Source organism: Frigoribacterium sp. PhB24 (assembly GCF_003755185.1).
Classification (GTDB): domain Bacteria; phylum Actinomycetota; class Actinomycetes; order Actinomycetales; family Microbacteriaceae; genus Frigoribacterium.
The window spans coordinates 113801-139555 of the sequence record NZ_RKIC01000012.1 but is presented as its reverse complement, the minus strand read 5'-3'; the positions used below and the strand labels follow the sequence as shown (position 1 = coordinate 139555).

Below are 25755 nucleotides of genomic sequence, written 5' to 3'. Positions count from 1 at the left end.
ATGACCACGACACCCCGCACCACACGGCACCGGCTCGCCGTCGGCACGATGGCGGCGATCACCGCCGTCCTGCTCGCCGGCTGCACCGCCGGGGCCGACGCCCCGGGTTCGGGCGGCCAGGCCGCCACCCGCCCGGCGTCCGAGACCCCGACCGACCCGGCGGCCGTCGCCGGCCCCGGACCCGTCGCCCCGACGACGGACACGACCGCCGTCACCGTCGCGGCCGACGCCGAACCGACCGACGTCGCCACGGGGCTCGACGCCCCCTGGTCGGTCGTGCGGCTCGACACCGGGTCGTCGTTCGTCAGCCTGCGCGACACCGGCACCGTGCTCGAGCTGCTCGCCGACGGCAGCACGCGAGAGGCCGGCACGATCGGCGGGGTCGTGCACGAGGGCGAGGGCGGGCTGCTCGGTCTGGCCGTGCTCGCCGGGTCGCCGTCGTACCTCTACGCCTACGCCACGACCGCCGACGACAACCGCGTGGTGCGTGCGCCGATCACGGGCGAGGCCGGCTCGTACGGCCTGGGCGAACAGGAAGCCGTCATCACGGGCATCCCCAAGGCCAGCAACCACGACGGCGGACGCCTCGCCTTCGGCCCCGACGGGTTGCTGTACGTCACGACGGGCGACGCGAACCAGCGCCCGAACGCCCAGGACCCGGGCTCGCTCGGCGGCAAGGTGCTGCGCGCGACCCAGGTCGGAGGCGTGCCCGACGACAACCCGTCGCCCGACTCGCTCGTCTACACCCTCGGCCACCGCAACCCGCAGGGCATCGCCTGGGACGCGACCGGTGCCGCCTGGGCCGCCGAGTTCGGCCAGAACACCTACGACGAGCTGAACGCCCTCGAACCCGGAGCGAACTACGGCTGGCCCGAGGTCGAGGGACGGGGCGAGACCACGGGCTTCACGAACCCCGTGCTGCAGTGGTCGACCGACGACGCGAGCCCGAGCGGCCTCACGGCGGTCGGCACGACGCTGTACCTGGCCGGGCTCGGCGGCGAGAAACTGTTCGAGATCCAGGTCGCGTCCGACTCCGAGGCCGTGCCGACCGAGCTCTTCGCCGGTTCCGGGTCGCTCGGCCGCATCCGCGACGTGCTGCCCGGTCCCGACGGCACCCTCTGGCTCGTGACGAACAACACGGACGGGCGCGGCACGCCGAGCACCGGCGACGACCGCATCGTCAGCGTCCCCCTCACCGCCGTCCCCTGACCCGGCCGGCCTGCGCGCGCCTCCACCGCGTCGCCCCTGTGCAAATCGCGACGGCCGTGGGGCGACACGCCGCCCGGCCGGCACCATCACGTGGCGGGATGCGCTCACTGGTCGGGATGTGCACAGAACCCGAGGAGGCGCAGGTCGGGTTCCGCACGCGACCCGAGGAGGCGCGGGTCGGGTCGGGCATCTCGGCCCCGACACTCGCTCACACGCTGCGCGCCGCGCGGCCTGTTCGGGGGCCGGGCGGTTACCCTCGTACTCGATGAGCCAGCACGACCGACCCGACACGACAGCACCCGGCAGCGCCCGCCCCCAGACCGTGCCGCCGGGGCTCGCCGCACCCGTCGTGCGCGGCATCGGCGGTGCCGGTGGCTTCGACCCCATCAGCCTGCGCACGGCCGTCGACGTGCCCGCCGCCGAGGCCCGCCTCGCCGCGCTCGGCCAGAGCCGCAGCACCGCCGCCCTCGGCGAACGTGCCGACCTGCTGCGCCTGCTCGGCCGCCTCGACGAGGCCCTCGCCATCGCCGAAGAGGCCTTCCGCCTGGCGCACTTCACCGGCGACCGGGCCGACTCGACGGCCGCCCGCATCCGACGCGCCCACATCTTCCGCGAGCAGGGCAAGCTCGACCGTGCGCTGAACGACCTGCACACGAGCCGCATCACCTCGGCCACCGAAGAATGGCGCGAGCTCGAGGCCGCGGCCGCGGAGCTCGAGGGCTACACGCTCTACGACCTGGGTCGCAACGAAGAAGCACGCGAGACCCTGGCCAAGGCTCTCGAGGCGTACGAGGCGTCGGGCGCCCCGCGCGACCGGACGAACGGGCTGCGCGTCGCCATCGAGGGAGTCATGCGCGCCTACCTCAGCGACACCGGCCCGCAGCCGCGGCTCGAGGCACCGGCCGCCGGAGACACGAACCCGGTGCCGGTCCGGTCCCTGGCCCCGGCGTCCCCGGTCTCGGCCCCGACCCGGGCCCAGGCCCGGACCGAGGTCCCCCGGTTCGACGGCATCGCCGCGCTCTACGGCGGCTCACCGGCCCCGGCTCCGGCATCCGCACCCACCCCCGACACGCAGCAGACCACCGCGGCCACGACGTCCGACGTCGATGCCGACGAAGGCGCCGCGCCGACCCGTCAGCCCATCGACGCCGCACGCACGGCCGCGATCAGCTTCGACCCCGAGTCCATGCCCGACGAGGCCGCGGCGTCACCGGTGGCCGAGGCCGCCGCCGCCCGGGCCGAGAAGGCCGCCGCCACGGCTCCGTCCGCACCGCGCGACGGAGGGCTCTGGGGCAAGATCAGCCACCTCGCCGAGCGTGCCGCAGGTCACCGCGACCGCGACTCCGACGAGTTCGACGCCGAGCGGCGAGGCGACGACGAGGGTCGCGCCACCGACCGGCCCCGCACGGGCGGCACCGGCGTGACCGGTGTCGTGGACGAGCTGCCGCGCGACGACGAGCCCACCACCTGGCCGTTCCCGCGGCGCTGACCCGCGCCTCCTGACCTCGACGTGGCCGACCTCGACCGGGTGCGGCGCTGGGCCGCCGCGCTCATCGACCTGCACCTCGACCCCGCCGTGTGGACGTTCGGCTTCGACAACGCCAAGACCCGCGCGGGTCTGTGCAACTACACGACGAAGCGCATCACGGTCTCACGGCACCTCGCCGGTCGCTACGACGACGACGAGATCCACCAGGTGCTGCTGCACGAGGTCGCCCACGCCCTCGCCGGCTCGCGCGCGGGGCACGGCCCGAGGTGGAAGGCCGTGGCGACCGACCTGGGCTACGTCGGCTCGCGCCTGCACGACGGAGCCATCGCCAGCGAGCTCGCCCCGTGGGTCGGGATCTGCCCGGCAGGGCATGAGCACTACCGCTACCGGCAGCCGGCGCGGCCGCTCGCCTGCGGACGGTGCTCACGACGGTACGACCCGGCCCACCTGATCTCCTGGACGAAGCGCGAGGTCTGAGGCCGCGCCTCCCCGGCCCTTGCCCGCCCCGGCCCCGGCGGCTGCCCCCGCCCCGGCCCCGGCCCCTCGGCGAGATGTCATGACTTGCCGCTCATCTTAAGAAGTGAGCGGCAAGTCGTGACATCTCGCCGGCGAGGGAGCAGGAGCAGGAGCAGGAGCAGGAGAGCCGAGGAGGCGCGTAACCGGTTAGGGTGGTCAGGTGCAGACCGGACAGTGGCTCAGATCCGACACCGACACCCGGTGGTTCTTCGACTCGGGCGCACTCAGCCTCGACTTCGCCTACCTCGGCGGGTTCCGTGCCGGGTCACGCTTCGGCCCGGAGTCAGGCCTCGACCTGCCCGCCGACGGGTCGACCCCGTGGGACGGCCTCCTGCTGCCTGCCGACCTCGACGACTGGATCGGCGAACGCTTCGACGGCATCGCGGGCTCGGCGGGCGCCCGTGAACTCGCCGACGCCCGCGGCCTGCGCGACGCGGTCGCCCGGCTCGCCGTGGCCGCCGCCGACGGCACCTCGACGGACCCCGACGACGTCGACACGCTCAACCTGTTCGCGGCGTTGCCCGACGTCCCGCCGTCGCTCGAGGGCGGCCGACGCCAGGCCGGCGCGGGGCGCCTGCGACTCGGGCAGGCGATGGCGTCGGTGGCACGCGACGCGGTGACCCTCTTCACGACCGTCGGCTTCGTCGGCGGACCGGACTCGCGCCTCCGTCGCTGCACGAACGAGGCCTGCGGGCTGGTCTTCTTCGACGAGTCACGGGCGGGCAGCCGCCGGTGGTGCTCGATGCAGCGGTGCGGCAACCGGGCCAAGGTTCGAGCGCACCGGGCCCGCGCCGCCCGAGGCTGAGCCGGCGGACCGACATGGCCGGCCCGCCAGGCCGCAACACGCCAGGCCACCGACCCGCCGACCCGCCACTGTCAGGAGCTCCGACGCGAGCGTGCGGGCGTCAGCCGACGACCGGTCAGTCGACGACCGAGACGTCCTTCCAGAAGGCGACGTAGCCCGAGTAGTCCTTGCCGACGCGATCGAACGAGGTCGGAATCGGCGTCGGGTAGCTCCAGGCACGGTCCTGCAGCAGGTCGTCGCCCGACGTCACGCTGAAGTACTGGGTGTCGCCCTTCCACGGGCAGTGGTATTGGGTGGGGCTCTCGGTCAGCAGCTCGGAGTTCACGCTGGCGGGCGGGAAGTACCAGTTGCCCTCGATCGAGATCAGCTCGTCTTTCGGGGCCTCGGCGACGACGGTTCCGTCGGTGAGCACTGCCTTCATGGTTCCTCCTGCGGGTCGGGGCGACGTCCTGGTCGCTCTCGCTGCAACGCTACGCCGAGCGCATGGATTCCACGCCGGAACCCGCCCGGTCGACGGCGACGACCATCGCCGCAGACGAGGACGAGGACGAGGAGGCGCGGGCTGCGTCGACGACGTCGCTCCGGTCGGTCGCGACCAGCTCGGCAGCCGAGGCCGAGGCCGTCAGCAGGTGCGCCGAGGCCCGGGCGAGCGCCCCGGCGGCGGCGCACGTGACGGCCGCCTCGGGTGACGAGAAGTCGATGCCGACCGCGGCGAGCGCGTCCACCACCGCTCCGGCGGCGAGCTGGTCCTCGACGGCGGGCCGGAAGCCGTCCGGCTCGACGGCCCCGGCGGCGACGACCGCGACGAGGGCACGGTCACCCCGCTGCGACTGCCGGTCGACCACGTGGCGGGCGACGTCGGCGGCGCCACCCGTCCCGGTCACGAGCAGCACGTCGGTGTCGTGAGCGAGCTCGGCGAGCCGGGTGACGGCCCCGACCGTCTCGTCCCGCGACAGCGTGCCGTGCCCGTCGAGCACGTCGACCACGACGACGACGTGCGCGCCGGGCGCGATGCGGGCGGCTCCTGCGACCCCGTGGTCGAACCTCACCTGGTACTTCTGCTGGCCGTGCGAGCTCATCGGACCAGCCTAGGCAGCACCGGGCGGACGCCGCACGTGCGTGACGCGGCGTGACGGGGTGCAGCGGGCCGGGCGGACCCGGTCAGGCGGCGGGAGTTGGATCGGTTCATGCACGTGCAGCTCAAACTCCGCCTCGCCTGCCCCGTCGACGTCGCGACCGACGCCCTGCGCGACCCCCGGGTGATGGTCGCCGTGACGAAGCCCCTGGTCGTCTACCGGTCGGAGTCGCCGTCGGGCTTTCCCGACCGCTGGACCGAGGAGGCGCACCCGGTGTCGGCGAGCATCCTCGGCGTCCTGCCGCTCGGCAGCACGCACGTCGACCTCGACTGGCACGAGCGCGACGGTGCGTGGATACAGCGCGACACCGGACACGGCACGAGCGGGCAGTTCGCCCGCATGCGCATCAACCACCGGATGGCCGTCGTGCCGGACGGCCCGGGCCACACGCTGCTGCGCGACCGACTCGAGTTCCACGCCGGGCCCCTGGGCCTGCTGCTGTGGCCAGGACTCTGGGCGACCTGGCAGTGGCGCGCCCTGCGCATGAAGGCGCTGGCGCCGACCTGGCGCGGGGCGTCGACCCACCCGAAGCACGCCTGACCACGGGTCGGCCGGCCTCGCGACCAGGCCCTGGAGGGCCCACGGGCGACCGGCGTCAGCTCCAGAAGCCCGCGTGCACGGCCGCGGCCTCGTCGACCAGGGCCGGCCCCGACACCGACACCGCGCCTCCCCCGCGGGCGAAGACCTCACGGCAGGGCAGGTCGAGCGTCGACTCGCCCTCTTGCTCGGTGACCATGCCGAGCAGCTGCTGCTCGGCGAGCGCGTAGACGACGCGGCCGATACCCGCCCAGTGGATCGCCCCGGCACACATCGCGCACGGCTCGGTGCTCGTGTAGAGGGTCGCCGTCTTGAGCGTCGACTTGTCGAAACGCTGCGCGACGAGGCGGACCAGGTTCGTCTCGGCGTGGCCGGTCGGGTCACCTTCGGTGACGACCGTGTTCTCGGCCTCGACGACCTCGCCGTCGGACGTGAGCAGCAGCGAGCCGAAGGGATGGTTGCCATGGTCGCGAGCCTGCTGCGCGACCTCGATCGCGCGATGCAGCCGCGCGAGGTCGGCCGGGGTGACGGTGGGGTCGTGAGTCGTGGTGTCGGTCGTCATGGGGCGAGCGTAGCCACGGGTCGCCGGCGGCCGCGGCACGGCCGAGGGGCTGTGGACGATCGACCCACCTGTGAGGGAGCCACGGGCGCGGCGGTGACCGCCTGCGTACGGTGGCAGGGGTGACCGACCCGACCCGCGCCTCCTCGTCCTCTGCCACGACGCCCGCCCAGGGCGCCCTCGACATCGCGTCCTGGCGCCGGACGATCCACGGCCTGTATCGCGACGTGCGCGAGGCCACCGACCTGGCGGCGGCGCACGACCTCTGGCGGCGCACCCGCGACGAGCTGTTCTCGACGCACCCCTCGACGCCGTTGCTGCCCGAGGACCGCCCGGACTTCACGGGACTGCCGACGAAGCCGTACGACCCGGCCTGGCGCTTCGAGGTGGCGGTCGAGCCCGCAGAGCCCCGCCGCATGGTGGTCGAGACCGGTACCGACGGCGACGTACTGTTCGACCTGGTCGGCATGGTCGACGTGCCCGGCGTCGGCAGGCTCGACGTGTGGAAGCTGACGCAGTACGCCGGCGGTCTGTTCATCCCGGTCAAGGACGCACTGGCCGGCAAGCCCGGCGGCACCTACGGCGGCGGCCGCTACCTGATCGACTCGGTCAAGGGAGCCGACCTCGGCGCCGGAGGCGAACCCGGCACGATCGTGCTCGACTTCAACTTCGCCTACAACCCGAGCTGCGCCTACGACCCGGCCTGGGCCTGCCCGCTCGCGCAGCCGGGCAACACGGTCACGGTCGAGATCCCCGTCGGCGAACGGTACGGTCGCGCGGCCTGAAGCGCACCCGCGCCCGCCGGGGCGAGAGGCCCGAGACGCACCCGCCGGAGACGAGGGGCCCGAGGCACGCCGCTGCCGGTCAGCCCTTGGGCTCGGAGTCGACGGTGACCGCCACCGAGTAGTCCTTGCCGTCGTCGGTGCTGATCACCGATGTGGAGTCGTAGACGACGTCGTAACCGGGGGTGTTGACGTCGCAGTGGACCTCGGCCTCGTCGACGACCGCGACGGCCTCGTCACCGCAGTCGACGTCGGGACGGGTACCGACCTCCTCCTCCAGCGCGTCGGCGACGGTCGTGGCGAACTTGTCCGCCGACACGGTCGTGTTCACCGAGGCGGAGCAACCCGCCAGGCCCACCGTCAGGACGGAGGCGCTGATGAGGGCAGAGAGGACTGTCGATGCTCGCATGGGTCGGTGCCTTCCGGACGTGCAGGGAGGACGACGATCCGCGCCCCCGGGGTCACGCTCCCGCGCCCCCGACGACCAGCCAACCACGACCCGTCGCGTTTTCGCGCCCCAGCCGCTACGCTGGAGGTACTTGCGAGCCGGCCCGATCGGCTCCCTGCGTCGTAGCACGCCCCTCACCGCCTCTCCGCCCTGGCACACACCCAGGCAGACCAGCAGGCGCGCGAAGCTCACTCTGCGGCGAAACGATCGTGCACACCTGCACCGTCGCCACACCTCGAGCCCGGCTACGACAGCCGTTCTCCCGGCACTGCCCCGCCCTCGTGCGAGCACGTCCCCGAACGTGACACCGCGACGTGCTGGCAGCCTCGGCCCGGCTCGACACCGATGCCCCGAAAGGTGCACCACATGTCAACGAACACCCTCGACTCCGAGAACACCGACGCCACGACCGTCGACGAGACGGCCGACGCCGTCACCTTCAGCTCGCTGGGCGTGCCCGCCCCGATCGTGAAGTCCCTGGCCGCAGAAGGCAAGACCACCGCGTTCCCGATCCAGGTCGACACGCTGCCCGACACCCTCGCCGGCCGCGACGTCCTCGGCCGCGGCAAGACCGGCTCGGGCAAGACCCTCGCCTTCTCGATCCCGATGGCCGCGCGCCTGGGCGGCAAGCTCGCCGGCGGCAACCGCCGCGCCGGCCGTCCCCTCGGCCTCGTGCTCGCCCCCACCCGCGAGCTCGCCACGCAGATCGACGCCGTGCTCGCCCCGCTCGCCGAGGCCTACGGCATGCGTACCACCACGATCTTCGGCGGCGTGTCGCAGAACCGTCAGGTGCAGGCCCTCAAGGCCGGCGTCGACATCATCATCGCCTGCCCCGGCCGCCTCGAAGACCTCATGAAGCAGGGCTTCGTCAAGCTCGACGCCATCGAGATCACCGTGCTCGACGAGGCCGACCACATGGCCGACCTGGGCTTCCTGCCCGGCGTCACGCGCATCCTCAAGGCCACCCCGAACGACGGCCAGCGCCTGCTCTTCAGCGCCACCCTCGACAACGGCGTGGACAAGCTGGTCAAGCAGTTCCTCCACAACGAGGTGCTGCACTCGGTCGACGAGGCCAACTCGCCCGTCGCCAAGATGACCCACCACGTCTTCGAGACGCCCGACGTCGACAGCAAGAACGCGCTGATCCAGAAACTCGCGAGCGGCCAGGGCCGCCGCATCCTCTTCATGCGCACCAAGCACCACGCGAAGAAGCTCGCCAAGAAGCTGACCGAGTCGGGCATCCCCTCGGTCGACCTGCACGGCAACCTCTCGCAGCCGCAGCGTGACCGCAACCTCGCCGCTTTCCAGGACGGCTCCGCCCGCGTCCTCGTCGCCACCGACGTCGCCGCCCGTGGCGTGCACGTCGACGACATCGAGCTGGTCATCCACGTCGACCCGCCGACCGAGCACAAGGCCTACCTGCACCGCTCGGGCCGCACCGCCCGCGCCGGGGCCGAGGGCGACGTCGTCACCCTCGTCATCCCCAGCCAGAAGCGCGACGTCGCCCAGCTCATGAAGAAGGCCGACATCCGCCCGACCATCACCGCCGTGACGCCGAACTCGCCCGAGGTCGACGCCCTCGTCGGCCAGGTCGCCGCCTACGTCAAGCCCTCGCCCAAGGCTGCCGTCCAGCAGCAGCAGGGTGGCGGCGGACGCTCGCAGGGCGCCAACGCCCAGCGCAAGCGCGCCGCCCGCCAGGACTCGCAGGGCAACCCGATCGCCCGCCAGGACCGTTCGGGCCGTCCCGGCCAAGGAGGCGCGGGTCGCGGTTCCGACGCCGGTCGCGCCGGTGCCGGCGCAGGTGCCGGCGCAGGTCGCTCGGCCGGCTCGCGTGACGGTGGCCGTCAGGGTGGCCGCGACGGCGGCTCGCGCCGCGACGCCGCTCCCCGCGGTGGCGCCTCGACCTTCTACTCGACCGAGTCGGGCCGTGGTTCGTCCACGCCCGTCCGCGACGACGCCCGTGGCGCTCGTGACGGTGCTCGTGACGAGACCCGCGGCACCCGCCAGACCGGCCGCCGCGCCCAGAGCAGCGGCACCCAGAGCGACGGCGGCCAGAGCCGCACCAACGCGGTCCGCAACGACCAGGCCGAGTTCGCCGCGTCCCTCGGCGGCTCGCGCGAGGGCGGCCAGCGTGACGGCCAGCGCAGCGGCGGACGCCGCGCCTCGTCCGAGGGCGGCCGTCCCGGCTCGCTCAAGGTCGGCGGCCTCGTCGGCGGCAAGGCCCGCACCGGCGGAGGCCAGCGCGGCGGTCGCTGACCCGACCCGCTGCCACACCCCCGACCTGGCGTGACACCCTCTGATCCGAGGGTGTGACGCCGGGTCGGGGGTGTTGCGCTGCCACCCACATCAGCGCACCCCGGCACGGGCGAGGGCCCGCACCATGGGCTCGGCACGCAAGGCGTCGCCCCAGGTCCATCGGACGACGGTGTGAACGCCGGGCAGCGCCCGCAGATCGTCCTCGCGCCGCTTCTCGTCGATCACGACCTGCTCGGGGCTGCGCCCGGCCCGCATCCGTTCATCGCGGTACTTCACCTCGCCGTCGAACTCGCCGATGATGCCGAACTGCGGCCACCAGAAGTCCACGAAGCCGATGAGGGGGCCCGTCGCCGGGAACCGGGCCTGCAACTCGGGCCCCGTGAGCCCGGCAGCCCTCATGCCCGCCCGGCTCAGCGACTCACCCGGCGACTCGGACCGCTCATCGGCGAAGGCGACCGCGACCGCCGCCCGTCGGCACCCGGGCACCCCGGGCCGTGCAGCCAGGGCGGCCTCGAGCGCGGACCGGTCGTACGCGCCCTCGTGCAGCCCGTGGTCGAGCACGACGGTCGCCCCGCGCAGGTCGCGCCGGCGCACGCTGTCGATGGCCGCGCGGGCGGCACCCACCACCGGCAGCCCGTCGACCGTGTCGATCTCGCTGTCGCCGAGGGGCGCCGCGTGCTGGTGAACAGATCCGGTCACCTTGTCGCGAGCGCGCCGACGTGCCACGACGTGCACCCTTCGAGGCCAATCGCCCAGCAGCGGAAACCCCCGAACGGCGAGGGCGGACTCGTGCGAGACGACGGCGTGAGGTCCGAGCCGGGGCAGCACCGCGTGCACGCGGGCGGTGTGCTGCGACGCGGCACCGAGCGACCGCCAGTCGTCCGTCCGGACGTACACGCCGGGGGCGAGCCTCACCGCGAGGCCACGTCGCGCGTCCCGCTCGATGGACGAGGCATCCACGCCGTCGGCGACGAGCCGGGAACGACGGATGAGCAGGCCTGACGTGTCACGCATCGGTCCAGCCTGGCGGAGCGCCGCCAGGGACGCGGCTCGCGCCTCCTCGCCTGTGGAGAAGTGCTGGGCGACACCCCCGAACCGGCGAGACACCCCGCGATGGCAGGGCGTCACGCCGCTTCGGGGGTGTTGCGTCCGGCGGCTAGTGCAGGGCCCCGACGGAGGCGAGGGCGCTGCGCAGCAGGGTGCCGCGGCCGCCCTCCATCTCGGCGGCGACCTCGTCGGAGGCCGCCTGGTGCGGCGTCAGCCACGTGAGCTCGAGGGCGTCCTGCCTCGGGTCGCAGGTGCCGGTGACCGGCACCACGTAGGCGAGCGACACGGCGTGCTGACGCGGGTCGGTGTAGACCGACGAACCGGGCAGCGGGAAGTACTCGGCCACCTGGAACGGCACCGGCGACGGCGGCAGCTGCGGGAACGCCATCGGGCCGAGGTCCTTCTCGAGGTGACGGAACAGGGCGGTACGCAGGCTCTCGCCGTACATCACCCGGCCCGAGACGAGCATGCGCGAGATCGACCCCTCGTCGGAGGCGCGGAGCAGCACCCCGACCTCGGTCACGACCCCCATGCCGTCGGTGCGCACGGGCACGGCCTCGACGTACAGGATCGGCAGGTGTTGCCGCGCCTGGAAGAGCTCGTCCTCCGAGAGCCAGCCGGGATTGGGGTCGGGGTCGGGTGTCCGCACGGAGCTCATGCGCCATTCTTACCGGCTCGACGGTGGGATCGTGTGGCGTGACGCTACGGGCGAACAGCACCGGCCCCGATGTCGGCACCCGTCGCTAGGCTCGGTCCATGGTGCAGATCGACCCGTCCCTCGTCCAGTGGTCCGCCGTCGAGGCCGAACGTGACGGGCGGCCGCTGCTCGTGCTGTTGCACGGCGTGGGCTCGCACGAGGGCGACCTGATCGGCCTCTCGCCCTACCTGCCGCAGCAGTTCGTGGCGGCCTCGCTGCGGGCGCCCCTGCCCCACGGTGACGGCTTCTCGTGGTACCCGCTCTCGACGCCCGGCGCGCCCGACCCGGGCGCCGTCGACGACGCGGCCGAGGCCGTGCTGGCCTGGCTCGACTCGCTGGCGACCCGACACCCGAGCGTCAGCCTGCTCGGCTTCTCGCAGGGCGGCTCGCTCTCGCTGCAGCTGGTGCGGCACGCGCCCGACCGGTTCGCGTTCGCCGCCGTGCTCGCCGGGTTCGTGGTCCCCGCCGCGGGTGACGACGCCGCGCTCGAACGGGCCGCCGCACGCGACGACGCCGTGGCCGACGTCCGGCCCTCGGTCTTCTACGGTCGGGGCGACGTCGACCAGATCATCCCGACCGACGCGGTCGAGCGCACCTCGGCCTGGCTCGAGGCGCACGTCGACGCCGAGCAGACCGTCTACCCCGGCCTCGCCCACGGCATCTCGCAAGAAGAGCTCGACGACCTCAACGCGTTCATCGGCCGGGTGACCGCCGCCTCGGTGGTCGACGGCGACGCACCCGAGGCGCCCGGCGAGGCCGACTCCGCCGACTGACCCCGGGCCCCGACCCGGCCCCGCACCACCCGACGAACGAAGGAGGCGCGCGATGGCGACGCTCTCGGTGTCCGGTTCCGCCACCCACCGCCACCGTGCCGAGCGCGGTGTCGTCCACCTGACCGTGGGCTTCGACGGTGACGACCGCGAGAAGGTCGTCCGCGACACCGTCGCGGTGCACTCCCGCCTCTCCGAGCAGGCCACGGCGTGGCGCCGGCAGGAGGCCGCCACCTGGTGGAGTGCCCGGAGCGTGACGGTCGCCATCGTGACCGAGGGGGCGACCGACCGGGGCGACGGGGGCGACGCGACCCGCGCCTCCTCGGTGGTGCGATTCCGCACCCGGGCCGCCGTCGACGTACGGTTCAGCGACTTCGAGGCGCTCGCGTCGTGGGTGGGCGACGTCGCCCTCGAACCCGGTGTCGGCATCGAGTGGATCGAGTGGTCGCTCAGTCACGCCCGCCGTCCCGAGGTCGAGAAGGCCGTTCGGGTCGCCGCGATCGCCGATGCCGTCGCCCGGGCCGGCGACTACGCCGAGGCCCTCGGGCTCGGGCAGCCGACGCTGCAGTCGGTCTTCGAGCAGGGGTTGCGGCCGGGCGCTCCGGGCGGCGGCAGCACGTTCGGCCTCGCCCGTGCCGTCGCGACGTTCTCGTCGGGCGGCCCCGCGACGTTCGACCTGCACCCCGACGACATCGAGGTCACCGCCGAGGTCAGCGCCGACTTCGTCGCCTGACCCGGCCCGCCGCGCCGCCGCCTCGCCGCCGCCCCTGGCCGGCCGCCCTCGTCTCGTGTGCCTGTCGCCCCGTGTGCCTGTCGCCCCGTGTGCAAATCGCGACGACGGGCCCTCGACATGCCGGGCGCCGGCCGACATGAGCGGCGTGTCGTCGCGACGATGTCGGGTTGTGCACACCAGGAGGCGCGCCGCCGGTCGGGTTCTGCACACGCGGGCGCGGGTGCGGGCGCGGGCGCGGGCGCGGGCATCATGCCGCGTGTCGGTCGCGAAGTCACAGCTCACAGCTCACAGCTCACAGCTCACAGCAGCCGATGCCACACCCCTTCGACGCCGATCGGCACGAACCCGACGGCTTCGTTGACGGCGAGCATGGGCCGGTTCTCCTCGGCGTTGAAGGTCAGCACGGCCGGGCGGCCCGGCTTCTCCGCGGCCAGACGGTCGAGGTTGGCGACCTTCACCAGCCAGCCCAGCCGGTGCCCGCGGTGCTCCCGTCGCACGAGGGTCATCTGCTGCATCGCGGGGCGCGACGCGTCGTCGGGCACCGCGAGGTCGGAGCACGCGACGAGGCGGCCCGTCGGCACGTGCTCGGCCGCTGCGGTCAGCGATGCACGCCCGCTCGTGGCCCGTCGCTGCTCGGCCTCGACGAGGCGTTCGACGGTCCAGACGTCCTCGGGCTCGGGCACGTCGCCCATCGGTGCGTCGGTGCTCAGGGCGGTCGCCATGGCCGCGACGTCGGACTGCCACCGCCGGGGCGTGGGGCCCGACCACGTGTGGACGCGGTACTCGTCACCCGCCGCGGCGAGCGCCTCGGAGCGGATCGTGGCCAGCGCCTCCTCGTCCACCGGCAGCGGGAGGCGGCTGATGCGCTCGACCTGGCCGAGCGCGTAGCCGCGCGAGAGCGCGAACCGGACCTCCGAGGAGGCGCGGGGCACGCACCCGTGACCGGTCGAGGCCTCGAGGCGGTCGGCCGGGGCGATGACGGCGGCCGGGCCCGCGGCGACGCCCTGGCCGGCTGCGACGCCCTGGCCGGAGGCCACGAAGGAGATCGCGTCGGTCCGGCCGGCGGCGCGGGCGACGGCTTCGACGTGGTCGAGCAGCGCTGTGCCGAGACCGCGGCGGCGGTGCTCGGGGGCGACGGCGACCCACGACCAGCAGGTCGTGACCGCCGGGTCGGACAAGGTCTCGTACGTGGCCTGGCCGATGATGCGACCCTCGGCCCGCACGACGAACAGCCGACGCTGCGTGAACGGGTCGTGCCACTGCGGCAGCTGCTCGGCCGGGCCGAAGTCGAGGTCGCCGAAGCCGAGCACCTCGGCCTGGACGGCGTTCTCGAGGGCGATCGCCTCGACGTAGGCGGCGACGCGGTCGGCGTGGTCGGGGCCGGGCCCGGGCCCGGAGGCGGCGTCAGGGTCGAGGGTGCTGGGCACGACGATCTCGTCGATCACGATGTCGGTCACGGGGGCTCCGGGGTCGAGGCGGGGACGTCGTCCGCCGCCCGGCAGGGCAGCCGACCAGACTAGCGTCGGCCACGACGGCCGCACCAGGGGGCGATGACTCGACGTGCGAGGCGTAGAACGGGTCGATGAGCGATCCCTTCGACCTCGACCGGTACGTCGACGCCCAGGACGCGGGCGGCACCCACGACCAGGCCCTCGCCGAGCTGCGCCGGGGGCGGAAGTCCTCGCACTGGATGTGGTTCGTCTTCCCGCAGATCGCCGGCCTCGGTCGCAGCGGCATGGACCGCACCTACGCGATCCGCTCGCTCGACGAGGCGCGGGCCTACCTCGCGCACCCCGTGCTCGGCCCACGGCTGTGCGAGGCGGCGGGTGTCGCGGCCGAGGCGGATGCGGCGAGCGCCGACGACCTGATGGGCGGCATCGACGCCCTCAAGCTGCGCTCGTCGATGACGCTCTTCGGGCGGGCCGACCCGGCCGAGCCCGCGTTCCGTTCCGTGCTCGAGCGCTGGTTCGGCGGCGTCGAGGACGACCTGACCGTCGCCCGCCTCTGACCTCGTCGGCGGCCCCGCGTCGCGAGACGGCTCGTCCCCGGTCGAGGAGGCGCGGGTCACCGCCCACAGGCACCGCGCCTCCCCTGCCGGTGTCGGCACCCGCGGCTACGCTCGTCGGCATGCGCCAGCTCTACCCCGAGATCGAACCGTACGATTCCGGCCTGCTCGACGTCGGCGACGGCCAGCACGTCTGGTGGGAGGAATGCGGCGTCCCCGACGGCAAGCCGGTGGTGTTCCTGCACGGCGGGCCCGGCAGCGGGTCGTCGCCCGCGCACCGCCGCCTGTTCGACCCACAGCGTTACCGCATCGTGCTGCTCGACCAGCGCGGGGCGGGCCGCAGCACGCCCCACGCGGGCACGTTCGGCACCGACCTCTCGACGAACACGACGCCGCACCTCGTGGCCGACCTCGAGACGTTGCGCGAGCACCTCGGCATCGACCGCTGGCAGGTGTTCGGCGGCTCGTGGGGGTCGACCCTGGCGTTGGCCTATGCCGAGACCCACCCCGACCGGGTCACCGAACTCGTGCTGCGGGGCGTCTTCACTCTGCGACAGAGCGAGCTCGACTGGTTCTACGAAGGCGCGGCGTCGAACGTGCTGCCCGACCGGTGGCAGGGTTACCTCGCCCCGGTGCCGGTCGACCAACGGCGCCCCGGCGAGCTGATCGAGGCCTATGCGCGACTCCTCGCCGATCCCGACCCCGCCGTCCACGGGCCCGCCGCCGTGGCCTGGTCGTCGTGGGAGGCCTCGGCGATCACCCTGCTGCCCCGCCCCGACCTGGTCGAGCGGTACTCCGACCCGGCGTTCGCGCTGGCCTTCGCCCGCATCGAGAACCACTACTTCGCCCACCGCGGCTTCCTCGACGAGGGCCAACTGATCCGCGACGCTCACCTCGTCTCGCACATCCCGACGGTCATCGTGCAGGGCCGCTACGACCTCTGCACCCCGGCGACCACGGCCTTCGACCTGCACGCCGCGCTGCCCGACGCCGAGTTCGTCCTGGTCGACGACGCCGGGCACGCCTTCGACGAGCCGGGCATCCTCGACGCGTTGATCGCCGCGACCGACCGATTCGTCGGCGGGTCGTCCGCAGCCGACGGCGAGGCCACCCGATGACCGTCGTCCTCGCCGGCTGCGGCGACCTCGGCACCGAGGCCGCCCTCCGCTTCGTGGCCCTCGGGCACCGCGTCGTCGGCCTGCGACGCTCGGCCGACAAGCTACCCGCGTCGATCGAAGGCGTGTCGATCGACCTCAGCACCACCCGGCCCACCCTGCCCGCCGACACCGGGATCGTCGTCGTCGCCCTCTCGGCCGGGTCGCGTGACGTCGACACCTATCGGGCGTCCTACGTCGACGGCCTGCGCTCCGTCCTCGACGCTCTCGACGAGGCCGGGGCGGTGGACGCCCGGGTGTTGTTCGTCTCGTCGACCGCCGTGTACGACGTCGACGACGGCAGCGTCGTCGACGAGGCGACGCCGGCGACCGGGGCCTCTCCCACGGCCGAGGTGATCCTCGAGGCCGAGGCCCTGTTGCACGAGCGTCGGCCCGACGGCGTCGTCCTGCGCCTCGGCGGCATCTACGGCCCGGGTCGAGAGCGGCTCATCACCCAGGTGCGCGACGGCGAGGCGAGACTGGCCGAGCCGGCGGGCAGCTCGCCCCACACGAACCGCATCCACCGGGACGATGCGGCGGCCGCGATCGTGTACATCACCACCACCTCGGTGCCGACCGACGTCCTGTACGTGGGGGTCGACGACGAGCCGTCGAGGCTCGACGACGTGCTGACGTTCGTGGCCGGCGAACTGGGGCTGCCGGTCCCGCCGAGCGCGCCTCCTCGGGGTCGTCAGGCCGGCGGCGACAAGCGCCTGTCGAACGCACGACTACGCGCGACCGGGTTCGACTTCGCGTACCCGACCTACCGCGAGGGGTACCGCGCCGTGATAGCGGGCGAGGGCGTGCGGCACCCCTGAGCCGGGCCTGCCCGGCGAAGCTACCCTCCTGCCGGCCGGCCGGCCCGCCCGCCTGCCTGCCCGGCACCCGGTGCACGAGAACACCGCCGAACGGACGGCGCACCGCGACGTTCGGCGGTGTCCTGTCCACTCGACGGTGTTCGCGAGGGAGTGGTCGATCCCTAGTGGATCGGCGTGCCGCCCGTCACGGCGATGGTCTCGCCGCTGATGTAGCTGGACTCCTGGCTGGCCAGGAAGACGAACGACGGGGCCAGCTCGACGGCCTGGCCGGGGCGACCGTAGGCGGCCTCCGAGCCGAAGCTCTCGATCTTCTCGTTCGGCACGAACGCGGGCTGCAGCGGGGTCCAGACGGGACCGGGCGCGACGCCGTTGACGCGGATGCCGCGCTCGGCGAGCTGCTGCGCCATGGCGCGGGTCCAGTTCGCGATGCCGGCCTTCGACACGGCGTACTCGGCCAGGTCGGGCGACGGCTGGAAGCCCTGGATCGACGACGTCGTGATGATCGACGCGCCCGGAGTCAGGTGTTTCGAGGCGGCCTTGGTGAGCCAGAACAGCGGGTAGATGTTGGCCTTGAGGACGTGGTCGAGCGTCTCGGTCTCGAAGTCGTCGATGCTGCTGACGGTCGGCATGACACCGGCGATGATGGCCAGGATGTCGAGTCCGCCGAGCTCGGCGACGGTCTTCTCGACGACGTCGACGTTGGTCTGTTCGACCTGCAGGTCGCCGGGCAGCAGGACGGCGGTGCGACCGGCTTCGCGGACGAGGGCGGCGACCTCCTCGGCCTGCGACTGTTCTTCGGCGAGGTAGCTCAACGCCACGTCGGCCCCCTCGCGGGCGAAGGCGATTGCGGTGGCGCGGCCGATGCCGCTGTCGGCCCCGGTGACGAGTGCCTTGCGACCGGCGAGGCGGCCGCTGCCGACGTAGCTGGTCTCGCCGTGGTCGGGCTCGGGCTTCATGGCGTGGACGTCACCGGGCGCGCTCTGCTGCTGGTGCTCGAAGGGCGGCTGCGGGTACTGGGTGACCGGGTTCTGCGGGGTGTACATGTTGTCTGCCATGTCCCCGGTGTACGCGGCGGCGATCGCACCTCGGCCCAGCTTGTACCCCTACCCGCGTCGGTGTCGGGGGTCGCGCGCGACGAGACGAGCCGAGGAGGCGCGGTGCGGCCCCCCGGGAAAGATACGGTGGACGGGTGCCCCTGTTGCCCCTTCCTTCCGAGACGCCCCGTCAGGTCCTGCCCGCCTGGGTGCTGCGTGCCGATCGTCGGGCCGCGAAACGCATCAACGCGGTCCGTGGTGTGCCGGTCGTCGACCGCAACCTCAGCCGCCTCAGCCATTTCGCCGACCATGGCCTGCTGTGGGCCGCGGTCGCGGCGGGCCTCGCCCTCGTCGGGCAGCGTCGTGCCGCCGTCCGCGGCACCCTGTCGCTCGGGTTCGCCAGCGCCATGGCGAACATCGTCGGCAAGCGCCTCTTCGGCGGCAACCGCCCACTGATCGACGACGTCCCGATCGAGCGACGCCTCCGCAGCCAGCCACTGTCCGCGTCGTTCCCGTCCGGCCACGCGGCCTGCGCCGCGGGTTTCGTCACGGGCGTCGCGATCGAGTCGCCGGGGGCCGCGGCAGCCCTCGTCCCGCTGGCCGGCGCGGTCTCGTGGTCGCGCCTCCACGTGGGGGCGCACTGGACGTCGGACGTCGTCGGTGGGCTGATCATCGGATCGGGCGTGGCCCTGTTGGGCCGGCTCGTGTCGACACCGCGCGGGCGCTGAGCTCGAACCCGGCCCACGGGCACCGGGCACCGGGCCTACCAGCGGGGGTGGACGGCCTCGCGGAAGTACTGGTCGTAGATGCGGACGACCTCGCTGTCGAGCCCGTCGTCGAGGTCGCCGACGCTGCCCGCCGCCGCGTTTGCCGTCGCCTGGGCGACGTTGCGGGCGCCGGGGATGACCGTGCTGACGCCCGGCTGCTCGACGATCCAGGCGAGGGCGGCCTGGGGCACGGTGACGCCGTCGGGGACGGCCGCGGCGAACTCCTGCGCGGCGGCGACGCCCTGCTCGAAGTCGACGCCGCTGAACGTCTCGCCCTGGTCGAAGGCCTCGCCGTGCCGGTTGTAGGTGCGGTGGTCGTTCTCGGCGAACGTCGTCTCGGTCGTGTACTTGCCCGAGAGCAGCCCGCTCGCGAGGGGGACGCGGGCGATGATGCCGACGCCGGCCCGCTGCGCCGCGGGCAGCACCTCGTCGAGGGGCTTGAGCCGGAACGCGTTGAAGATGATCTGCACGGTCGAGAGGTTGGGCCGGGCGATGGCGGTCAGGGCCTGCGCGGTCTCTTCGACGCTGACACCGTAGGCACGGATCGCGCCGTTCTCGACCAGCTCGTCGAGGGCGTCGTAGACGGCGTCGCTCTCGAAGACGGGGGTGGGCGGGCAGTGCAGCTGCACCAGGTCGAGCGTGTCGACGCCGAGGTTGCGGCGCGAGCGGTCGGTCCAGGCGACGAAGTTCTCGCGGACGTAGTTCGACGGCACCTGGTCGAGGCGACGACCCATCTTCGTGGCGACCGTGAGCGGCACGTCGGGGTTCGAGGCACGGAATCGCCCGATGATCTGCTCGCTGCGACCGTCGCCGTACACGTCGGCGGTGTCGAAGAAGGTGACCCCGGACTCGACGGAGGCGCCCAGCACGTCGAGCGCGTCGCTCTCGCTGACGTCGCCCCAGTCCGCGCCGAGCTGCCAGGTGCCGAGGCCGATCACCGAGACGGGACGGTCGGCGAGGAAGGATGAACGGGTTCCGAGGGTGCGGCTCTGCATGTCGCCGAGCCTAGCCAGGCCGGACGACGGGCCGCCCAGACTGCACAGGCCCGGCCCGACCGCGGAGGTCAGCGGCGGGACGCGTTCACGCTGCGGACGAGGGCGTAGGCCACGACGACCGAGACGAAGCCCGCCACGAGGAACGCGACACCGAACCCGGCCTGACCCTGCAGCAACCGCACGAGGCCGATGATCGCGAGTGCCGCGGCCAGCATTCCGAACACGCGCGCGACGATCGACTTCGCCCGGCGAGCGGCCCCGGCCCGACGGCTGCCTCGTCGACGCGACGGCACGGTCACCCGAGGCGGCGGGCCGAGGCGACCGCCGCCTCCTTCGCTTCTCGCAGTTCACGCGTGCCACGCTCGCGGGCAGCCTCGGGCATGGGCAGCCGGTCGCTGAGCGTGAGGTTGGTGGCGATCGTCTCGACGCGCATGCCGAGCGTCGACCCCAGGACGATGTCGAGGACCGGGGTGGCGTGGTCCCGGCCGGCCGTGGGGGTGCCCTCGTCGTAGACGCCGCCCCGGCTCGTGACGACGACCGCGGGTCGCCCGAGCATCGGCTGCTGGTCGTCGCCGTCGAAGGGCGCGGTAACACCGGGCAGGTGGATGTTGTCGACCCAGGCCTTGAGCGTCGAGGGCAGCGAGTAGTTGTAGAGCGGGGCGCCGATCAGCACGACGTCGGCGGCGACGAGCTCGGCGATCAGGGTCTGCTGCAGGGCCTCGTGGGCGGGGTCGGGGGCGTCGCCCGGCAGACGGAGGCGCGGCGGCCAGTGCAGCGCGCTGTCGCTCAGGTGCGGCAGCGGGTCGCGGTGCAGGTCGCGGCGGGTGACCGTGTGGTCGGCGCCGAGTCCGCGCCAGGCGTCGGCGAACGCCGCGGTGATCGCGCGCGAGCGACTCGTCGAGAGGTCGGCGGACGAGTCGAGGTGGAGCAGGTTCGGCATGCGCCCACCGTAGCCGGGGCGGCCGACACCACCGGCCGGTGACGTGTCACGACGTGCCGCTCGGCTTCGGACGTGACCGGCAAGCCGTGACACCTCGGCGGAATGTCGGTGGTGCAGAGCAGGATGGCAGCGATGACCGACGTGCTCGACCGCTTCTCCCCCGCGACCCGCGAGTGGTTCCGGGGGGCCTTCGCCGCGCCGACCCGGGCCCAAGAAGGCGCCTGGACGGCCATCAGCCAGGGCGACCACGCGCTCGTCATCGCGCCGACGGGTTCGGGCAAGACGCTCGCGTCGTTCCTGTGGTCGATCGACTCGCTGGCCTCGTCGCCCCCGCCCGACGAGAAACTGCACCGCACCCGCGTCCTCTACATCTCTCCGCTCAAGGCGCTCGGCGTCGACGTCGAGCGCAACCTCCGCTCACCTCTCGTCGGCATCACCCAGACCGCCCGCCGGTTGGGCACCGAGGCTCCCGACATCACGGTGGGCGTGCGCTCGGGCGACACGAGCTCGAGCGACCGCGGCCGGCTCGCCCGCACCCCGACCGACATCCTCATCACGACCCCCGAGTCGCTCTACCTGATGCTCACCTCGCAGGCGCGCGAGACCCTCAAGGGCGTCCGGACCGTCATCGTCGACGAGGTCCACGCCGTCGCGTCCACCAAGCGCGGCGCCCACCTGGCCCTTTCGCTCGAGCGTCTCGACGCGCTCCTCGACGAGCCCGCACAGCGCATCGGGCTCAGCGCCACCGTGCGACCACCCGAAGAGGTCGCGCGGTTCCTCGCCGGCCCGGCACCGGTCACCATCGTCAACCCGCGTGCCGACAAGAAGTTCGACCTGCGCGTCGTCGTCCCCGTCGACGACATGACCGAACTCGGCACCGCCGCCCCGCTCGAGGGCTCGGCCGCCGGAGCCGCGCCGCAGGGCTCGATCTGGCCGCACGTCGAAGAGGGCATCGTCGACCTGATCGCCGCGCACCGCTCGACCATCGTCTTCTCGAACTCGCGTCGCCTGGCCGAACGCCTCACGGCCCGACTCAACGACATCTGGATCGAACGCCAGGGCGGTGACCTCGAAGCCGCCGAGCGAGCGACCGAGGAGGCGCGGGGCCAGCTGGTCACGGCCGGTACCGTCGGCGACGACGCGGCTGCCGACACCGTCGACCCCTTCGCCCCGGCACCCGCCGCGCAGCGCAACCCGTCGGTCGGGGGCGGGGCACCGGCCCAGCTCATGGGTGGGTCCGGGCAGACCGCGGGCAGCGATCCCCTGCTCGCCCGTGCCCACCACGGTTCGGTGTCGAAAGACCAACGCGCCCTGATCGAGGACGACCTCAAGAGCGGTCGCCTGCGCTGCGTCGTCGCCACGAGCTCGCTCGAACTCGGCATCGACATGGGTGCGGTCGACCTGGTCATCCAGGTCGAGTCGCCGCCGTCGGTCGCCAGCGGCCTGCAGCGCGTCGGCCGGGCCGGGCACCAGGTCGGCGAGACCTCACGAGGCGTGCTGTTCCCCAAGCACCGGGCCGACCTGATCCACTCCGCCGTCGCCGCCGAGCGCATGGTCGCCGGGCTCATCGAAGAGCTGCGCGTGCCGACCAACCCGCTCGACGTGCTGGCCCAGCAGACCGTCGCGGCCGTCGCCCTCGACGAGCTCGACGCCGACGCCTGGTTCGACACCGTGCGTCGCAGCGCCCCCTTCGCCACCCTGCCCCGCTCCGCCTTCGACGCCACCCTCGACCTGCTCAGCGGCAAGTACCCGTCCGACGAGTTCGCCGAGCTGCGACCCCGCATCGTCTGGGACCGCGTGCACGGCACGCTCACGGGCCGACCGGGTGCGCAACGCCTCGCGGTGACGAGCGGCGGGACCATCCCCGATCGGGGCCTTTTCGGCGTCTTCATGGTCGGCGAGAAGGCCGCCCGCGTCGGTGAACTCGACGAAGAGATGGTCTACGAGTCGAGGGTCGGCGACGTGTTCGCCCTCGGTGCGACGAGTTGGCGCATCGAGGACATCACCCACGACCGCGTGCTCGTGTCGCCCGCCTACGGCCAGCCCGGCCGAGTCCCCTTCTGGAAGGGCGACGGCATCGGGCGACCCGCCGAGCTCGGCAAGGCCATCGGCGGCTACGTCCGTGAGCTGTCGAACTCGAGCGGGGCCGACGCCACGACCCGCGTCGCCGCCGGCGGCCTCGACGAGCGTGCCGCGCGCAACCTGATCGCGTTCCTCGCCGAACAGAAGGCCGCCACGTCGTACGTGCCGACCGACACCACCCTCGTCGTCGAGCGCTTCCGCGACGAACTCGGCGACTGGCGGCTCATCCTGCACTCGCCCTACGGCATGCAGGTCCACGCCCCCTGGGCGCTGGCCGTCTCCGCCCGCATCCGCGACCAGCTCGGCGTCGACGGCGGGGCGATGGCGGCCGACGACGGCATCGTCGTGCGCATCCCCGACACCGACGCCGAACCTCCCGGCGCCGAACTGTTCTCGTTCGAGCTCGACGACCTCGACGAGATCGTCACCGAAGAGGTCGGCGGATCGGCCCTGTTCTCGTCGCGCTTCCGCGAGTGCGCCGCCCGGGCGCTGTTGCTGCCCCGCTACAACCCCGGCAAGCGGTCGCCGCTCTGGCAGCAGCGCCAGCGGTCCTCGCAACTCCTCGACGTCGCCCGCAAGTACCCGCAGTTCCCGATCGTGCTCGAGGCCGTGCGCGAGGTCCTCCAAGACGTGTACGACCTGCCGGCCCTGATGAGCCTCACGCGCGACCTCGCGAGCCGCACCGTGCGCATCGTCGAGACCGAGACCGAGGTGCCCTCGCCCTTCGCCCGGTCGCTGCTCTTCGGGTACGTCGCCGCCTTCATGTACGAGGGCGACTCGCCGCTCGCCGAACGCCGCGCGGCCGCCCTGTCGCTCGACTCGAGCCTGCTGCAAGAGCTACTCGGCCGGGCCGAGTTGCGCGAGCTGCTCGACGCCGACGTCATCGACCAGCACGAGCTCGAACTGCAGCGCCTCGCCCCCGACCGCCGGGCTCGCGACATCGAGGGGGTCGTCGACCTGCTGCGCCTGCTCGGCCCGCTGACCACCGACGAGATCATCGACCGCAGCTGGCTCGCCGCGACCCTCGTCACGGGTGACGTCGCGGCCCGCGACGACGCGCACCGGTCGCTCGAGACCGCCCTGACCGACCTCGCCTGGTCGAACCGCGTGCTGCGCTTCACCCACGCCGGCACGGTGCGCTGGACCGGCATCGAGGACGCCTCGCGCCTCCGGGACGCCCTCGGCGTCGCCTTGCCGATCGGCGTGCCGACGGCGTTCGTCGAACCGGTCGACGACCCGCTGGGCGATCTGATCGGCCGCTTCGCCCGCACGCACGGCCCGTTCACCCCCGGCATGGTGGCCGACCGCCTGGGCCTCGGCACCGCCGTCGTGATGGACACCCTGCGCAAGCTCGCCACGCAGCGTCGGGTCGTCGAGGGCGAGTTCCGGCCCCGGCAGCAGGGCAGCGAGTGGTGCGACTCCGAGGTGCTGCGGCGGCTGCGCGGCAAGTCGCTCGCCGCGCTGCGACATGAGGTCGAGCCCGTCGCCCCCGAGACGCTCGGACGCTTCCTGCCCGCCTGGCAGCACGTCGCCACCGGGCTCAAGGGGTCGGGGCTGCGTGGCCTCGACGGCGTGGTGCAGGTCGTCGACCAGCTCAGCGGCGTCTCGCTGCCGGCCTCGGCGTGGGAGTCCCTGATCCTGCCGGCCCGAGTGACCGACTACAACCCGTCGATGCTCGACGAGCTCACCGCCACCGGCGACGTCATCTGGTCGGGCACCGGCACCCTGCCGGGCAACGACGGCTGGGTGAGCCTGCACCTCGCCGACGGCGCCCAGGTCACCCTGCCCGAACCGTCGGGAGCCGAGACCGACGACCTGCAACGCGAGGTGCTCGCCGCGCTGGCCGGCGGCGGGGCGTACTTCTTCCGCCAGCTCTCCGACGCCGTCGGCAGCACCGACGACGACTCGCTCGTCACCGCCATCTGGCAGCTCGTCTGGGCAGGCCAGATCACCAACGACACGTTCGCCCCCCTGCGCACCCAAGTCGGCGGCGGACGCACGCCGAGGCCCCGCACCCCGACGCGGTCCCGCTCGTCGTACCGCAGCCGAGGCCGCGTCGCCATGCCTCGTCAGGCGGGCCCGCCCACGGTCGGTGGCCGATGGTCGCTGCTGCCCCTCGCCGAACCCGACGGCACCGTGCGTGCCGCGGCGACGGCCGAGATCCTGCTCGAGCGGCACGGCGTCGTCACCCGAGGCGCCGTCGTCAACGAGGGCGTCCGTGGCGGCTTCTCGACGGCCTACAAAGTGCTCAGCGGCTTCGAAGAGACGGGCCGCGCCCGCCGCGGCTACTTCGTCGAGGGCCTCGGAGCGGCTCAGTTCGCCACCGGGCCGACGGTCGACCGCCTCCGGTCGTTCGTGCGTGACGAGGGCGACCGCCGTGACGACGACACCCTCGTCGCCGCAGGTCGTCACCGCGACGTGCCCGTGGTGACCCTCGCCGCGACCGACCCGGCGAACCCCTACGGCGCCGCCCTGCCCTGGCCCGGGCAGACGCTCGACGGGGCGTCCGCCGACGAGGCGGCGGCCGGCGCGAGCGCGGCGGCCCGAGCCGCCACCGCGGCGGCGGCGACCACGGCGACGGGAGCAGGGACGCGCGCCGAGGCGGCCGGCGCGACCCGCGCCTCCTCGAGGGTCGGCGACCGCGAGGCGGACGACACCGCAGGAGGCGCGAACGGCAAGAAGAAGTCCGGTCACCGCCCGGGGCGCAAGGCCGGTTCGCTCGTGGTCCTCGTCGACGGGCGGCTCGTCGTCTACGTCGAACGCGGCGGCAAGACCGTGCTGACCTTCGGCGAGCCCGACGAGCGTGAGCTCGCCCTGGCCGCGGGCTCGTTGGCCGCCACCGTGCGCAACCGGATCGGCAAGCTCGCGGTCGAACGGGTCGACGGCGAGTTCGTGCTGGGCACCGCCCTCGGCGACGCCCTGCGCGACGCCGGGTTCGCGCCGACGCCCAGCGGCATCCGGCTGAGGGCCTGACCG

At 73.4% G+C, this 25755-nt stretch carries 25 protein-coding genes; 14 read left to right on the top strand and 11 right to left on the bottom strand.

All coding sequences use genetic code 11. The features are described 5' to 3' along the window. The 4 genes from EDF50_RS10585 (at window position 1) to EDF50_RS10570 (ending at window position 4019) form a co-directional block, all read left to right on the top strand. On the top strand, window positions 1-1209 hold the full coding sequence (locus EDF50_RS10585) for a sorbosone dehydrogenase family protein (RefSeq protein ID WP_199738729.1): 1209 nt from the start codon (window positions 1-3) through the stop codon (window positions 1207-1209). 265 nt (window positions 1210-1474) lie between these two features. After that, on the top strand, window positions 1475-2698 hold the full coding sequence (locus tag EDF50_RS10580) for a hypothetical protein (protein ID WP_123519531.1): 1224 nt from the start codon (window positions 1475-1477) through the stop codon (window positions 2696-2698). A 21-nt stretch (window positions 2699-2719) separates the two neighbouring features. After that, window positions 2720-3175 (top strand): SprT-like domain-containing protein, encoded by a 456-nt coding sequence (locus EDF50_RS10575; RefSeq protein ID WP_123519530.1) that lies wholly within the window; start codon window positions 2720-2722, stop codon window positions 3173-3175. 199 nt (window positions 3176-3374) lie between these two features. Then, window positions 3375-4019: a CGNR zinc finger domain-containing protein gene (locus EDF50_RS10570; RefSeq protein ID WP_123519529.1), complete on the top strand. Its 645-nt coding sequence runs from the start codon at window positions 3375-3377 to the stop codon at window positions 4017-4019. Window positions 4020-4134: 115 nt separating this feature from the next. Here EDF50_RS10570 and EDF50_RS10565 read toward each other — a convergent pair whose 3' ends face one another. Together EDF50_RS10565 and EDF50_RS10560 are read right to left on the bottom strand one after the other, a co-directional pair. Continuing rightward, window positions 4135-4440, bottom strand: a complete 306-nt coding sequence (locus EDF50_RS10565; protein WP_123519528.1) for a DUF427 domain-containing protein — start codon at window positions 4438-4440, stop codon at window positions 4135-4137. Window positions 4441-4489: 49 nt separating this feature from the next. Further along, entirely contained in the window at window positions 4490-5098 is a 609-nt protein-coding gene (locus EDF50_RS10560; RefSeq protein ID WP_123519527.1) for a hypothetical protein, read from the bottom strand. A gap of 108 nt (window positions 5099-5206) precedes the next feature. Here EDF50_RS10560 and EDF50_RS10555 point away from each other — a divergent pair, with 108 nt between their 5' ends. Next, complete coding sequence (locus EDF50_RS10555) at window positions 5207-5695, top strand: hypothetical protein (protein ID WP_123519526.1); 489 nt, start codon at window positions 5207-5209, stop codon at window positions 5693-5695. A 55-nt stretch (window positions 5696-5750) separates the two neighbouring features. Here EDF50_RS10555 and EDF50_RS10550 read toward each other — a convergent pair whose 3' ends face one another. Further along, on the bottom strand, window positions 5751-6254 hold the full coding sequence (locus EDF50_RS10550; protein WP_123519525.1) for a nucleoside deaminase: 504 nt from the start codon (window positions 6252-6254) through the stop codon (window positions 5751-5753). 119 nt (window positions 6255-6373) lie between these two features. Between EDF50_RS10550 and EDF50_RS10545 the strand changes: the two genes are divergently transcribed. Continuing rightward, entirely contained in the window at window positions 6374-7036 is a 663-nt protein-coding gene (locus EDF50_RS10545) for a DUF1684 domain-containing protein (protein WP_123519524.1), read from the top strand. Window positions 7037-7115: 79 nt separating this feature from the next. Here the strand turns inward: EDF50_RS10545 and EDF50_RS10540 are convergent, their stop codons facing one another. Further along, a complete protein-coding gene (locus tag EDF50_RS10540; RefSeq protein WP_123519523.1) occupies window positions 7116-7442 on the bottom strand; it encodes a DUF4333 domain-containing protein in 327 nt (108 codons plus the stop codon). Between the two features lie 405 nt (window positions 7443-7847). Between EDF50_RS10540 and EDF50_RS10535 the strand changes: the two genes are divergently transcribed. Further along, entirely contained in the window at window positions 7848-9737 is a 1890-nt protein-coding gene (locus tag EDF50_RS10535) for a DEAD/DEAH box helicase (protein ID WP_123519522.1), read from the top strand. A 90-nt stretch (window positions 9738-9827) separates the two neighbouring features. Here EDF50_RS10535 and EDF50_RS10530 read toward each other — a convergent pair whose 3' ends face one another. Continuing rightward, window positions 9828-10751: a hypothetical protein gene (locus EDF50_RS10530; RefSeq protein ID WP_123519521.1), complete on the bottom strand. Its 924-nt coding sequence runs from the start codon at window positions 10749-10751 to the stop codon at window positions 9828-9830. Window positions 10752-10893: 142 nt separating this feature from the next. After that, window positions 10894-11442 (bottom strand): NUDIX hydrolase family protein, encoded by a 549-nt coding sequence (locus EDF50_RS10525; RefSeq protein WP_043595902.1) that lies wholly within the window; start codon window positions 11440-11442, stop codon window positions 10894-10896. Between the two features lie 98 nt (window positions 11443-11540). Between EDF50_RS10525 and EDF50_RS10520 the strand changes: the two genes are divergently transcribed. Together EDF50_RS10520 and EDF50_RS10515 are read left to right on the top strand one after the other, a co-directional pair. Further along, window positions 11541-12254: an alpha/beta hydrolase gene (locus tag EDF50_RS10520; RefSeq protein ID WP_123519520.1), complete on the top strand. Its 714-nt coding sequence runs from the start codon at window positions 11541-11543 to the stop codon at window positions 12252-12254. A gap of 52 nt (window positions 12255-12306) precedes the next feature. After that, window positions 12307-12984 (top strand): SIMPL domain-containing protein, encoded by a 678-nt coding sequence (locus EDF50_RS10515; protein ID WP_123519519.1) that lies wholly within the window; start codon window positions 12307-12309, stop codon window positions 12982-12984. A 299-nt stretch (window positions 12985-13283) separates the two neighbouring features. On the opposite strand, the gene EDF50_RS10510 is transcribed toward EDF50_RS10515, so the two are convergent. After that, window positions 13284-14441, bottom strand: coding sequence for a GNAT family N-acetyltransferase (locus EDF50_RS10510; protein ID WP_123519518.1), 1158 nt, complete (start codon window positions 14439-14441; stop codon window positions 13284-13286). A 125-nt stretch (window positions 14442-14566) separates the two neighbouring features. Here EDF50_RS10510 and EDF50_RS10505 point away from each other — a divergent pair, with 125 nt between their 5' ends. The 3 genes from EDF50_RS10505 to EDF50_RS10495 all read left to right on the top strand — a co-directional run bounded on the left by EDF50_RS10505 (window position 14567) and on the right by EDF50_RS10495 (window position 16961). Continuing rightward, window positions 14567-14992, top strand: coding sequence for a DUF1810 domain-containing protein (locus EDF50_RS10505; protein ID WP_123519517.1), 426 nt, complete (start codon window positions 14567-14569; stop codon window positions 14990-14992). Between the two features lie 119 nt (window positions 14993-15111). Then, complete coding sequence (gene pip / locus EDF50_RS10500; RefSeq protein ID WP_123519516.1) at window positions 15112-16107, top strand: prolyl aminopeptidase; 996 nt, start codon at window positions 15112-15114, stop codon at window positions 16105-16107. Beyond that, a complete protein-coding gene (locus EDF50_RS10495; RefSeq protein ID WP_123519515.1) occupies window positions 16104-16961 on the top strand; it encodes an NAD-dependent epimerase/dehydratase family protein in 858 nt (285 codons plus the stop codon). The genes pip and EDF50_RS10495 overlap by 4 nt, the downstream gene beginning before the upstream one ends. Before the next feature lie 161 nt (window positions 16962-17122). On the opposite strand, the gene EDF50_RS10490 is transcribed toward EDF50_RS10495, so the two are convergent. Beyond that, a complete protein-coding gene (locus tag EDF50_RS10490; protein ID WP_123519514.1) occupies window positions 17123-18016 on the bottom strand; it encodes an SDR family oxidoreductase in 894 nt (297 codons plus the stop codon). A gap of 134 nt (window positions 18017-18150) precedes the next feature. Between EDF50_RS10490 and EDF50_RS10485 the strand changes: the two genes are divergently transcribed. Continuing rightward, entirely contained in the window at window positions 18151-18723 is a 573-nt protein-coding gene (locus tag EDF50_RS10485; RefSeq protein WP_123519513.1) for a phosphatase PAP2 family protein, read from the top strand. Between the two features lie 35 nt (window positions 18724-18758). Here the strand turns inward: EDF50_RS10485 and EDF50_RS10480 are convergent, their stop codons facing one another. The 3 genes from EDF50_RS10480 to EDF50_RS10470 form a co-directional block, all read right to left on the bottom strand. Further along, on the bottom strand, window positions 18759-19757 hold the full coding sequence (locus tag EDF50_RS10480; RefSeq protein WP_123519512.1) for an aldo/keto reductase: 999 nt from the start codon (window positions 19755-19757) through the stop codon (window positions 18759-18761). 68 nt (window positions 19758-19825) lie between these two features. Further along, window positions 19826-19981, bottom strand: coding sequence for a hypothetical protein (locus EDF50_RS16665; RefSeq protein ID WP_158612690.1), 156 nt, complete (start codon window positions 19979-19981; stop codon window positions 19826-19828). A 71-nt stretch (window positions 19982-20052) separates the two neighbouring features. Next, window positions 20053-20697 carry an FMN-dependent NADH-azoreductase gene (locus EDF50_RS10470; protein WP_123519510.1) on the bottom strand — a complete coding sequence of 215 codons (645 nt, stop codon included), beginning with the start codon at window positions 20695-20697 and terminating at the stop codon, window positions 20053-20055. Between the two features lie 132 nt (window positions 20698-20829). On the opposite strand from EDF50_RS10470, the gene EDF50_RS10465 reads away from it, so the two are divergent. Further along, a complete protein-coding gene (locus EDF50_RS10465; RefSeq protein WP_123519693.1) occupies window positions 20830-25752 on the top strand; it encodes a DEAD/DEAH box helicase in 4923 nt (1640 codons plus the stop codon). Window positions 25753-25755: the final 3 nt, after the last annotated feature.

What these genes read in the sequence shown, in the direction of transcription:
- EDF50_RS10585 (WP_199738729.1), top strand. Translation starts at nt 1, where the DNA reads ATGACCACGACACCCCGCACCACACGGCACCGGCTCGCCGTCGGCACG.
- EDF50_RS10580 (WP_123519531.1), top strand. Translation starts at nt 1,475, where the DNA reads ATGAGCCAGCACGACCGACCCGACACGACAGCACCCGGCAGCGCCCGC.
- EDF50_RS10565 (WP_123519528.1), bottom strand. Translation starts at nt 4,440, where the DNA reads ATGAAGGCAGTGCTCACCGACGGAACCGTCGTCGCCGAGGCCCCGAAA.
- EDF50_RS10560 (WP_123519527.1), bottom strand. Translation starts at nt 5,098, where the DNA reads ATGAGCTCGCACGGCCAGCAGAAGTACCAGGTGAGGTTCGACCACGGG.
- EDF50_RS10555 (WP_123519526.1), top strand. Translation starts at nt 5,207, where the DNA reads ATGCACGTGCAGCTCAAACTCCGCCTCGCCTGCCCCGTCGACGTCGCG.
- EDF50_RS10550 (WP_123519525.1), bottom strand. Translation starts at nt 6,254, where the DNA reads ATGACGACCGACACCACGACTCACGACCCCACCGTCACCCCGGCCGAC.
- EDF50_RS10540 (WP_123519523.1), bottom strand. Translation starts at nt 7,442, where the DNA reads ATGCGAGCATCGACAGTCCTCTCTGCCCTCATCAGCGCCTCCGTCCTG.
- EDF50_RS10535 (WP_123519522.1), top strand. Translation starts at nt 7,848, where the DNA reads ATGTCAACGAACACCCTCGACTCCGAGAACACCGACGCCACGACCGTC.
- EDF50_RS10530 (WP_123519521.1), bottom strand. Translation starts at nt 10,751, where the DNA reads ATGCGTGACACGTCAGGCCTGCTCATCCGTCGTTCCCGGCTCGTCGCC.
- EDF50_RS10525 (WP_043595902.1), bottom strand. Translation starts at nt 11,442, where the DNA reads ATGAGCTCCGTGCGGACACCCGACCCCGACCCCAATCCCGGCTGGCTC.
- EDF50_RS10520 (WP_123519520.1), top strand. Translation starts at nt 11,541, where the DNA reads ATGGTGCAGATCGACCCGTCCCTCGTCCAGTGGTCCGCCGTCGAGGCC.
- EDF50_RS10515 (WP_123519519.1), top strand. Translation starts at nt 12,307, where the DNA reads ATGGCGACGCTCTCGGTGTCCGGTTCCGCCACCCACCGCCACCGTGCC.
- EDF50_RS10505 (WP_123519517.1), top strand. Translation starts at nt 14,567, where the DNA reads ATGAGCGATCCCTTCGACCTCGACCGGTACGTCGACGCCCAGGACGCG.
- pip (WP_123519516.1), top strand. Translation starts at nt 15,112, where the DNA reads ATGCGCCAGCTCTACCCCGAGATCGAACCGTACGATTCCGGCCTGCTC.
- EDF50_RS10495 (WP_123519515.1), top strand. Translation starts at nt 16,104, where the DNA reads ATGACCGTCGTCCTCGCCGGCTGCGGCGACCTCGGCACCGAGGCCGCC.
- EDF50_RS10490 (WP_123519514.1), bottom strand. Translation starts at nt 18,016, where the DNA reads ATGGCAGACAACATGTACACCCCGCAGAACCCGGTCACCCAGTACCCG.
- EDF50_RS10480 (WP_123519512.1), bottom strand. Translation starts at nt 19,757, where the DNA reads ATGCAGAGCCGCACCCTCGGAACCCGTTCATCCTTCCTCGCCGACCGT.
- EDF50_RS10470 (WP_123519510.1), bottom strand. Translation starts at nt 20,697, where the DNA reads ATGCCGAACCTGCTCCACCTCGACTCGTCCGCCGACCTCTCGACGAGT.
- EDF50_RS10465 (WP_123519693.1), top strand. Translation starts at nt 20,830, where the DNA reads ATGACCGACGTGCTCGACCGCTTCTCCCCCGCGACCCGCGAGTGGTTC.